This window comes from Phenylobacterium sp. P4_E10 (assembly GCF_056401675.1).
Genome location: NZ_JBFUIW010000022.1, coordinates 47,583 through 57,719 on the forward strand (window position 1 = coordinate 47,583; position 10,137 = coordinate 57,719).

Genomic DNA, 10,137 nt, shown 5'->3' on the forward strand with positions numbered 1-10,137 from the left:
GCCGCGGCCCCCCGCTGTCGGATTCTTTAGCGAAATGGGCCTACCAGATCCGAACGCGGTCCTCGGGCTTCACGTACATGCCGTCGCCCGGCTTGACGCCGAATGCTTCGTAGAAGGCGTCGATGTTCTTCACCGGCACCTGGACCCGGTATTTGGGCGGCGAGTGCGGGTCGGAGACCAGCTGCTGGCGCATGCGGTCGTCGCGGTACTTGCCACGCCACACCTGAGCCCAGCCGAGGAATACCCGCTGGTCGCCGGTCAAGCCGTCGATCACCGGCGCAGGCTTCCCCTTCAGCGACAGGTGGTAGGCGTCCAGGGCCAGCAGCAGGCCGCCCAGGTCGGCGATGTTCTCGCCCATGGTCAGGTCGCCGTTGATGTGCGCGCCGGGCAGCACCTCGACGGCCGAGTACTGGGCGCCGAACTTCTTGGCTTGGGCGTCGAACTTGGCGGCGTCCTCTGCAGTCCACCAGTCACTCAGCCTGCCGTCGCCGTCCGACTTGCGGCCCTGGTCGTCGAAGCCGTGGGTGATCTCGTGGCCGATCACGCCGCCGATGCCGCCGTAATTGATCGCCGGGTCGCCTTCAGGATCGAAGAACGGCGGCTGCAGGATGGCGGCCGGGAAGACGATCTCGTTCTTGGTCGGCTGGTAGTAGGCGTTGATGGTCGGCGGGGTCATGCCCCACTCGGCGTCGTCCACCGGGCCGCCGAAGCGCGCCGCGCGGTAGTCCCACTCGAAGGCTGTGGCGCGTTCGATATTGCCGTAGAGGTCGCCGTCCTTGACCTGGAGCGCCGAATAGTCGCGCCACTTGTCCGGATAGGCGATCTTCACGCCGAACTTGGCGAGCTTCTCCAGGGCCTTGGCCTTGGTCTCCGGGCCCATCCAGTCGAGCTTCTCGATACGGCCCTTCATGGCGACGCGGATGTCGCCGACCAGGGCCTCCATCTTGGCTTTGCTCTCGGGCGGGAAGTAGGCCTCGACATAGAGCTTGCCCAGCGCCTCGCCGACATTGTTGTCGGTCGCGGTCACTGCACGCTTCCAGCGCGGCTGCTGAACCGGCTGGCCGGAGAGGGTCTTGTTGCGGAACTCGTAGTTGGCTTCGTCGAAGTCCTTCGACAGGTAGGGCGCGGCCTGGTCGGCCAGGTTGAACGCGGCCCACGCCTTCAGGGTCTCGAGCGGCGCCTTGGCGTAGATGTCGGCGATCTTCGGGAAGGCGGTGTTCTCCGCCACGATCACCCGGTTCGCCTTCGACAGGTTCGCGCCCTTCAGGAAGGCGCTCCAGTTGAAGCCTGGCGCATAGGATTGCAGCTTGGCGATCTCGAACGGGTTGTAGGTCTTGTCGTCGTCGCGACGCTCGGCGCGGGTCCACGAGACCTTGGCGATTTCGGTCTCCAGGGCCACGATCGCCGCGGCGTTCTCGGCCGGCTTGTCCCACCCTTCCAGGGTCAGCAGCTTGGTGATGTAGGCCTGGTAGGCGTCCTTCTGGGGCTTGAAGCGCTCTTCCAGATAGTAGTCGCGGTCGGGCAGGCCCAGGCCGCCCTGGAACAGGTAGGCCGCATAGACTTCCGGATCCTTGGCGTCGTCGTGGACGTAGGAGCCGAAGAACGAACCGCCGAACTCGCGCATGGTCGAACCCATGTGCTCGGCCATCTGGTCCTTGGACTTTATTCCGCGGATGGCGGCGAGGTCGGCGGCCAGCGGCTTGGCGCCCAGCGCGTTGACCTTCGCCTCGTCCATGAAGCTGCGATAGAAGGCGCCGATCTTGGCTTCGTCGCCGGCGGCGGCCGGGTTGCCGGCGGCCTTTTCGAGCACCGCGTGCATGCGTTGCTGGGACAGTTCCTGCAGAGCGTCGAAGGCGCCGTAGCGCGAACGGTCCGAAGGAATTTCAAGCTTATTCAGGTAGTTGCCATTCGCGTAGTCGAAGAAGTCCTTCGAGGGCGCGACGGAAGTGTCTCGGCCGGTGAGGTCGAAGCCCCAGGAGCCCATGCGGGGCGCCTTGGTCAGGTCGGGGAGATCGGCGGCCAGCGCCGGAGCAGACGCACACAACAAGGCGGCGCCGGAGACCGCGCCCAACCAGAAGATCTTCATAGGTATTTTCGAGCCTTCACCGTGACTTACAGGTTGGGCGCGACCGTGACCGGCCGCGCCCCCCTAGGCACGTTACTTTTTTGTTACGTTAGGCCGGCGCCTTGGCGGCCAGCGCTTCGATGGCCTGGGCCTTCAGCGCCTTGTAGTCGAGCTTGCCGTTGGGCGCGCGAACGACCGGAGCCAGCACCAGCTCGCGCGGCGCCTTGTAGTCGGCCAGCAGGCTTTTCACATGGGCCGAAAGCTGAGCGAGGCTTGGCAGGTTATCGCCCGCGAAGTCCACAATGGCGCCGATACGCTCGCCGAACCGCGGATCGGGCAGGCCGACCACGGCGGCGTCGCGCACGCCGGGGAACTTCTTCAGGGCTTCCTCGACTTCCTCAGGGAAGACCTTCTCGCCGCCGGTGTTGATCACCTGCGAACCGCGGCCCAGCAGGGTGATCGAGCCGTCGGCCTCGACCGTGGCCCAGTCGCCCGGGACGCTCCAGCGCGTGCCTTCGAAGATGCGGAAGGTCTTGGCCGACTTTTCCTCGTCCTTGTAGTAGCCGATCGGGGTGTGGCCGCCGACGGCCACCAGGCCGCGCACGCCGGAACCCGCCTCGACCCGCACGCCTTCTTCAGTGAACACCGCTGCGTTGGGGCCAGTCGCAAATTTCGCCGTGCTGGCCGCCGCGCCGCCGCCCGAGGTGGACGAGGCCAGGCCCAGCGCTTCGGACGAACCGAGGCTGTCCATCAGCATGATGTGCGGCAGGTGCTTGAGCAGACCCTGCTTGTTCTCCAGGCCCCACATGGCGCCCGACGAGACGATCCGCTTCAGCGACGGCATCGTCCAGCGTCCGGGGTTGGCGTCCAGGGTCTCCAGCATCGGCGCGGCGAAGGCCGGGCCGACGATGATCAGGCCCGACACGCCCAGGCGCTCGACTTCGTCGAACAGGCCGGCGGGATCGAACTTGCGGCTGGTGAGGGTGGCGACAGCGCCGCCGCCGACTAGGGAGCCGAACGAGATGAACTGCCCGGTGGCGTGCATCAGCGGGGCGACCGGGATGGTGGCGTTGAGCGGAGCGCCCGATGCGGCGATCGCCTTGGCCCGCTCGCCGGCTTCCTCCACCCGCTCCATCGGCGGCAGGCCGAGCAGCAGGTTGGCGCCGCCGCCGAGGCCCTTGAACAGGTCTTCCTGGCGCCACATCACGCCCTTGGGCATGCCGGTGGTGCCGCCGGTGTACATGATCAGCAGGTCGTCGGCCGAGCGGCCCCAGGGCGCTTCGTAGTGATCGGCGCCGCCGGCGACGATGGCGTCATAATCTTTGGCCCAGGCCGGAACCGGATGGCCGGCTTCCGGCACCGCGATCCAGACCTTCACCTTGGGCAAGCGGCCGCGCACCTTGTCGGCCATCTCGGCGAACGAAGCGTGGAACACCACCGCCTCTGCGTCGGCGTTGTCGAACAGGTAGGTGAGTTCGTCGCCGCCATACCGGTAATTGGTGTTGAACGGCACGAGACCGGCCTTGAAGGCCGCGAAATAGGTCTCGATGTATTCCGGCCCATTATACAGGTAGGCCGCGACCTTCGATTGCTTCGAAAGCCCCGCATCGACCATGGCCTTGGCCAGGGCGTTGGCGCGTGCGTCGAAGTCCTTCCAGGCGATCTCCCGCTGGCCGTGGATCAGGGCCGGACGGTCGGGCGTGGCGCCGGCCACGGACTCCCACAGGTTTGCGTAATTCCAAACCAAAGCGATGCTCCATAAATAAAATATGGGCGGCATAGACGACGGGCCGGGCAGCGCTGTCAACGCCGCCCGGACGCCTGCCTGCAAAGGATCAGTGGTGGGCGTGCCCGCCGGCCTTGGCGTCCGCCCCTGGGGCGCCGGCGCCGACCTGGAATTCAACCTTCAGCCGGGCGCCGCTCTGGAACACCAGGGTCGCCGGCAGCTTGTCGCCGGCGGTGGTCGCCTTGGTCAGGCCCAGGAACATTACGTGGTAGCCCCCGGGCGCGAAGCTGACCGCCTTGCCGGCCGGAATCGCCACGCCGGCGTCCTGGCGTTCCATTCGCATCACCCCGCCCTCGGTCGATGAGCGGTGGATCTCGGTCTTGCGGGCGAACGGCGCCTCGACCGACTTCAGGGTGTCGGACTTGCCGCGGTTGGTGACGACCATGAACCCGCCGCCGTTGCCGCCGGCCATGGCCGGGCGGCTCCAGGGATCGGCGACCTCTAGGTGGCCCTGTCGGAAGCTGGCGGCCTGGGCCGAGCCGGCGATGGTGAGGGCCGCCGCAGCGGCCAGAAGGGTGAGCTGTCGCATGATGTCCTTCATAGCAGGGATAAGAGGGTTCAGAACGCCCATGCCAGGCCTCCGAACAGGGCGCGGCCTTCGCCTGGGAAGAAGACCGCCTTGGAAACACCGGGCAGTCGCGCGTCGGCGATCGCCGAGAAGTTGGAGACGTAACGCTCGTCGGCCAGGTTGCGGGCCTCGACGAACAGGCTGACGCCATTCGGCGCGCGCCAGCCGGCGTTCAGCGACCAGATCGCATAGCCGGGCGACTGCAGGGTGTTGGCGTAATCGACATAGATGTCGCTGATCGACCACTCGAGCGAGGGGGCGACGAACCAGCCGGCGGGATGGTCGTAGCGCAGCTCGGCGCGATAGAGATGCTCGGGCACGACCGGCAGGCGGTTGTCGCCATAGACGCTGTCGCCGTCGAAGCGGAAGTCCGACCAGGCGTAGGTCTGGCGCAGGCGCACCGGGCCGATCCGCCAGTCGAGACCAGCCTCCAGCCCCTGATGCAAGGTCGGTCCGGCATTGAAGGTCGCCGCCGGAATGCTCGGCGAGACCGCGAAATTCAGCAGCTCGTTCTCCAGCTCGGCCCGATAGAGCGCCACGTCCCAGGTCAAGGGGCCGTGGCGGCCGCGGGTCCCGATCTCGGCGGTCCAGGCCTCCTGCGGTTTGAGGGGCGCAAAGCCGACGAACGGTCCGGTCTGCACCAGGGCGCTGAAGTTCGGCGGCTCGACCGAGCGGGTCAGGTTGGCGAAAACCTGAGCGCCGCCCGGCGCCTGCCAGAGCAGGCCGAGCCGCGGGGCGAACCAATCATAGGTGATCGATCGGTCGGCGATGCGGTTGAGGTTGTTGCGGAACTGCCGGCCCGCCGACCCCAGCGAGCCGCCGCCCACCACCGCCAACTCGTCAGTGACGAACAGCCGGCCCTCGGCGAAAACGTCCTGCGCCCGGGCGTTCTGGGCGCTGTCGGCGCGCTTGCCGCCGCGCGAGGACTGCAGGTTCACCCACTGCAGCGCGTCCAGGTCGCCGAGCCGCGCCGAGGCGCCGACGAACAGGTCGGCCGGTCGCCCCAGCATAGTCCCGTCTACGTCCACGCGGCCGAAGGCGCCCCAGTTGCGGCTCTCCTGGTCGATGACCTGGAAGATCGGATGGTCCAGGTCCTTCCAGCCGCCATAGACGCCGCCTTCGAACACCGCGTTGTCGGAAAGGCGCCAGCGGGTCTGCAAGGTCGCGCGGACGCTGCGCATGTTGCGCTGGTACTCGTTCGCGACATTCCCGGGATTGGCCATGGTCGGCCGTTGCAGGGCGTCGGCTAGCTCAAGCGCGCCGGGGATCTCCTGGTCGATGTTGTGGCCCGACAGGATCAGCCGCAACTCGCGATCTTCGCCGAAGCGGCGGCCGACGTTCAGCGAGACATGCTGGGCGGTCTGGTCGCTCTGGTCGCGCCAGCCGTTGGCGGAGATGGCGGTGGCGGCCGCGAAGACGTCCCAGTCGCCGATAACCCGGGCGACCTCGCCGTGGCCGCGAATCGTCCCGTAGGAGCCCCCGTCCAGCCGCAGCAGGGTCTGCGCCCCGGCGTTTCGGCCGGTGGGGGTGACCATGTTGATCGCCCCGCCTAGCAGGGCGCCGCCGAAGCGCAGGGCGTTGCCGCCTTTGTAGACCTCGGTGTAGCGGGCGATCAGCGGATCGATCTGCTGGAAGTCTCCGAACCCGTCGGCCTCGTTGAACGGCACGCCGTCCTGGGCCAGCAACGTCCCGCGGTTATGGCTGGAATTGCCGATCCCCGAGCCGCGGATCGAAAGCCGCATGTCATCGCCCCACTTCTTCTGGGCGAACACGCCGGGCACGTCGCGCAGGGTGTCGGACAGGCCCTGGGCGTAGCGATCGCGATAGGCCTCGGCCGAGACCACCGCCACGGCGCCGGGGGTTTCTGAGAGCCGCTTGCGGGCGTCGGCCACCACCGGCGGGTCTTCCGGATCGCGGCTGGCGGTGACCACCACGGCGTCCACCAGAGCGTCGTCGGCTTGGGCGAGGGAGGGGGCGAGGGCGGGCAGGCAAAAAGCGGTGGCGGCGAGCAGCAGGCCGCGCCGACGGGCGCGCGGATAAGCGAACATGGGAGTTGAGGCCTCGAACGAACGACAGGAGGCCGCGGGCGCAGGCGCTCGCGGCGGACTTCAGGTCAGGCGTTCAGGGATGGCGGGCCTTGGCCCGGGGGCCGTGGCGGGGCGCGGGCGCGCGGCTGCAGGGTCGGGGCGGCGGCGACGTGGCGAATGACTGCGCCCGCATAGGCCACCCAGACCATGGCCAGTTCAGGCACGGTGACCACCGCCAGGGTGACGGCCAGGCAGTCGTGGCAGGGCAGGCCGGCGAAGCCCGAGTCGCGGACCTGGCCGTCGGCGCCGATGACCACGACCTTGGCGCCTTGGTCGGTGCAGAGTTCGACCTGGACGCCGCCGCGGAGCGATTCGGCCGCCATGGCCGCAGCCGGCAGCACGGCTTGGGCGAACAGGGCCAGGATGGCCGCCAGGACCCCCAGGCTCGCCCGCATCGCGCGCTTTTTCCGGCCGAACTGCATCGGCGGGCGTCTTAAGGGGCCGGCGGTGGGTTACGCAAGGGGCGTCGAAACCGCATAGTGGCGCTCATCACAGAAGGAGAGCGCATGGAAGGCCACGTTTCGCCCGGCGAATATAAGGACGTCGTTCTCTTCCTCGCCACCGCCGGCGTAATCGTGCCGTTGTTCCGCCGTTGGCGGATCAGCCCCATCCTAGGCTTCCTGGGCGCCGGCGTGGTGCTGGGCCCGTTCGGGCTCGGCTCGCTGAGCGCCAGCTTCCCCTGGCTGAACTACTTCACGATCTCCAATCCCGAGGAGATCGCCCAGCTCGCCGAGTTCGGCGTCGTCTTCCTGCTGTTCATGATCGGGCTGGAGCTGTCCTGGGAGCGCCTGCGTCTGATGCGCCGCTGGGTGTTCGGCATGGGCGCGCTGCAGGTCTCGCTCTGCCTGGCGGCCATCGCCGTGGCGGCCATGGCGCTCGGACTGGGGCCCGCCCCGGCCGCGGCGATCGGCGCGGCGCTGGCGCTGTCATCCACGGCGGTGGTCATGCAGATCCTGACCGAGCACAAACGTCAGCACTCGCCGGCCGGGCGGGCGACCTTCTCGGTGCTCTTGTTCCAGGATCTGGCCGTGGCCCCGATCCTGGTCACCCTGGCGATCATGGCGCGCGGCGGCGACGCCGAGGAACTCTCGCCGCGGCTGCTGCTGGCCTTCGCCCCGGCCGCCATCGGCGTGATGGTGCTGGTCGCCTTCGGCCGACTGCTGCTGCGCCCGATGCTGAAGTCGGTGGCCCGGGCCAAGAGCGAAGAATTGTTCATGGCCGCCTGCCTGCTGGTGGTGATCGGCGCGGGCCTGGTCAGCGCGCTGACCGGCCTCTCCATGGCGCTGGGCGCCTTCATCGCCGGCCTGCTGCTGGCCGAGACCGAGTACCGGCACGAGGTCGAGGTCACCATCGAGCCGTTCAAGGGCCTGCTATTGGGGCTGTTCTTCCTGTCGGTCGGCATCGGCCTGGACCTGTCGTTGCTGACCGCCCAGCCGCTGATCATCCTGGGGATCTCGGCCGGGGTGGTGGTGCTGAACGCCGCCGTGGTGTTCGCGCTCGGCCGGCTGTTCGGCCTGCCCTGGCGCGGGGCGATTGAGGCCGGGTTGCTGCTGGCCGGGGGCGGGGAGTTCGCCTACGTCATCCTGTCCAGCGCGATGAGTGGCGGGATCGTGCCCCGATCGCTCGGTCAGATGGTGCTGGTCTCCTCGACCATATCGATGATGTGCATTCCGCTGCTGGCCGCGCTCGGCCTCAAGCTCGGCGGCCGCATGACCGCCGGCCAGGCGCTGTCCCCGGACGCCTCAGTCGACGACGAGTTCAAGGAGACGCCGCGCGTGCTTGTGGTCGGCTATGGCCGGGTCGGCAAGCTGGTCGGGGACATGCTGGGCCGGCACGACATCGCCTGGGTGGCGGCCGAGCGAGATCCGCGGCTGGTGGAAGGCGCGCGACACGCCGGCGAGTCGATTTACTTCGGCGACGCCTCCCGGCCCGAGTTTCTGCGTCGCTGCGGCCTGGAGACTGCGCCGGCCCTGGTCGTGACCATGGACTCGCCCGAAGGGGTGGAGGCGATCGTCGCTACCGCGCGGGCGATGCGGCCGGACCTGACCATCGTCGCCCGGGCCCGCGACGCACGGCAGGCCCAGAGACTCTACGAGCTGGGCGCCACCGACGCGGTGCCTGAGACGGTGGAAGCTAGTCTACAATTGTCCGAGGCCGTCCTCGTTGAAATCGGCGTGCCAATGGGACTAATCATCGCATCCATCCACGAACGGCGTGACGAGTTCAGAAAGGCGCTGAATCGGCCCGAAGCGCTCGGCGGTCGCGTCAGACGCTACCGGCGCTCGCAAGAAAACTGAAGTCTAGATGGAACTATAGTTGCTGGTTAGCGTTGAGGGGTCGATGGGGGCGAGGATTCGCGTCCAAGGCGAGGGGCTTGATGTCGTCCGATCAGCAGAGTGGGTTCGCGTCGTACGCTGATCATGCGCAAGGCGCAGCTGGCTGGACGAACGCTGCTATTGCCGTCATAGTTCAAAACAATCAAAGGGCTTCGGTCGCGTTGCACGCGTCGAGGGGCGCGAATTTGTTCGCCGCCGACCGAGCCCCAAACAAGAGATTCGGCGCTGAGATGCGTACCAGGAGCATCGCCGGCGACCGGACGGGAGAGGTCTCTCTCGCCCCGGAGTTGATAACCGAGGGGGGAATTACGCAACATCCTGGTCCCTGTTCGCAGGTGTTCAGCGAATTGGCGCAAGTGTTGCTCAAGCGACACTTTCGTAATGGTTCGGCCTTGATATAACACCGCTGGGTCATTTGGCCGCAGCAGAGGGCAAGAGAGGGCTCTGAATATGAAATTCAAACTCCTAGCGGGGGCCGCCCTGGCTGCGGTTGTCGCCGCGTCCGGCGCCTCGGCGCAAGAAGTTGGCTGGTACGGCGCTATCGATCTCGGCTACCACTGGCCGGAAGGTATCGAAGGCGAATCGTCCAACAACGCCATCAACGCCGCGCCCTACAATTGGGACTTCAGCCAAGCGGAAGACTGGACTGGCTTCGCCCGTCTCGGTTACCAGCTGAACGAACACTGGCGTGTTGAACTGGAAGGCGGCTACCGCCCCGGCGACGTCGAGTCGATCCGTGGCAGCAGCTCGAACTCCATTCTCGGCCTCTGCACCCCGGGCGTGGTTCGCTCGGCTTCGGCCGCGACCTGCGGTTCGCCCTCGGGCGACATCGAAGCGTGGACCCTGCTCGGCAACGTCATCTATGACTTCGCGCCGCACTCGGTCCTGAACCCGTTCCTCGGCGCTGGTATCGGTATCAACCACGTGACGGTTGATGCGGTTGGCCAGTTCTCGAACGTTCCGGTCGTGGCTCCGGCCACCGGCTTCACCGCCACCAACCCGTCGATCCAGAACCTGACCATCGACGACGATGACACGGCTCTGGCCTGGCAACTGATCGCGGGCGTCGCCTGGCGCGCCACCGATCGCCTGGACGTCGATCTGACCTACCGCTACCTCGGTGGTTCGGACGTCGACTTCGCTTCGGTCGGTTCGCACTCGCTCCAACCGGGCGTGTTCTCGGGCGAATACCAAGACCAGTCGGTGACCATCGGTCTGCGCTACTCGTTCGCGCCGCCGCCGCCGCCGCCGCCTCCGCCCCCGCCGCCCCCGCCGCCTCCCCCGCCGCCTCCGCC

At 67.6% G+C, this 10,137-nt stretch carries 7 protein-coding genes; 2 read left to right on the top strand and 5 right to left on the bottom strand.

Going from position 1 to position 10,137, the window contains the following annotated elements:
- Nucleotides 1-40 precede the first annotated feature (40 nt).
- The 5 genes from AC1DQJ_RS19540 to AC1DQJ_RS19560 all read right to left on the bottom strand — a co-directional run bounded on the left by AC1DQJ_RS19540 (nt 41) and on the right by AC1DQJ_RS19560 (nt 6,901).
- Complete coding sequence (locus AC1DQJ_RS19540) at nt 41-2,086, bottom strand: M13 family metallopeptidase (RefSeq protein WP_477606394.1); 2,046 nt, start codon at nt 2,084-2,086, stop codon at nt 41-43.
- Nucleotides 2,087-2,174: 88 nt separating this feature from the next.
- Complete coding sequence (locus AC1DQJ_RS19545; protein WP_477606396.1) at nt 2,175-3,812, bottom strand: AMP-binding protein; 1,638 nt, start codon at nt 3,810-3,812, stop codon at nt 2,175-2,177.
- Nucleotides 3,813-3,900: 88 nt separating this feature from the next.
- Nucleotides 3,901-4,380 carry a copper chaperone PCu(A)C gene (locus AC1DQJ_RS19550; protein ID WP_477606398.1) on the bottom strand — a complete coding sequence of 160 codons (480 nt, stop codon included), beginning with the start codon at nt 4,378-4,380 and terminating at the stop codon, nt 3,901-3,903.
- Between the two features lie 29 nt (nt 4,381-4,409).
- Nucleotides 4,410-6,467 carry a TonB-dependent receptor family protein gene (locus AC1DQJ_RS19555; RefSeq protein ID WP_477606400.1) on the bottom strand — a complete coding sequence of 686 codons (2,058 nt, stop codon included), beginning with the start codon at nt 6,465-6,467 and terminating at the stop codon, nt 4,410-4,412.
- A 65-nt stretch (nt 6,468-6,532) separates the two neighbouring features.
- Complete coding sequence (locus AC1DQJ_RS19560; protein WP_477606402.1) at nt 6,533-6,901, bottom strand: DUF2946 family protein; 369 nt, start codon at nt 6,899-6,901, stop codon at nt 6,533-6,535.
- A gap of 111 nt (nt 6,902-7,012) precedes the next feature.
- On the opposite strand from AC1DQJ_RS19560, the gene AC1DQJ_RS19565 reads away from it, so the two are divergent.
- Together AC1DQJ_RS19565 and AC1DQJ_RS19570 are read left to right on the top strand one after the other, a co-directional pair.
- Nucleotides 7,013-8,803 carry a cation:proton antiporter domain-containing protein gene (locus AC1DQJ_RS19565; protein WP_477606404.1) on the top strand — a complete coding sequence of 597 codons (1,791 nt, stop codon included), beginning with the start codon at nt 7,013-7,015 and terminating at the stop codon, nt 8,801-8,803.
- A 489-nt stretch (nt 8,804-9,292) separates the two neighbouring features.
- On the top strand, nt 9,293-10,137 hold an 845-nt coding region (locus tag AC1DQJ_RS19570; protein ID WP_477606406.1), incomplete at its 3' end, for an outer membrane protein.

Excerpts from the sequence above, each read along its gene's own strand:
- AC1DQJ_RS19540 (WP_477606394.1), bottom strand. The coding sequence starts at position 2,086 with ATGAAGATCTTCTGGTTGGGCGCGGTCTCCGGCGCCGCCTTGTTGTGT.
- AC1DQJ_RS19550 (WP_477606398.1), bottom strand. The coding sequence starts at position 4,380 with ATGCGACAGCTCACCCTTCTGGCCGCTGCGGCGGCCCTCACCATCGCC.
- AC1DQJ_RS19555 (WP_477606400.1), bottom strand. The coding sequence starts at position 6,467 with ATGTTCGCTTATCCGCGCGCCCGTCGGCGCGGCCTGCTGCTCGCCGCC.
- AC1DQJ_RS19560 (WP_477606402.1), bottom strand. The coding sequence starts at position 6,901 with ATGCGGGCGAGCCTGGGGGTCCTGGCGGCCATCCTGGCCCTGTTCGCC.
- AC1DQJ_RS19565 (WP_477606404.1), top strand. The coding sequence starts at position 7,013 with ATGGAAGGCCACGTTTCGCCCGGCGAATATAAGGACGTCGTTCTCTTC.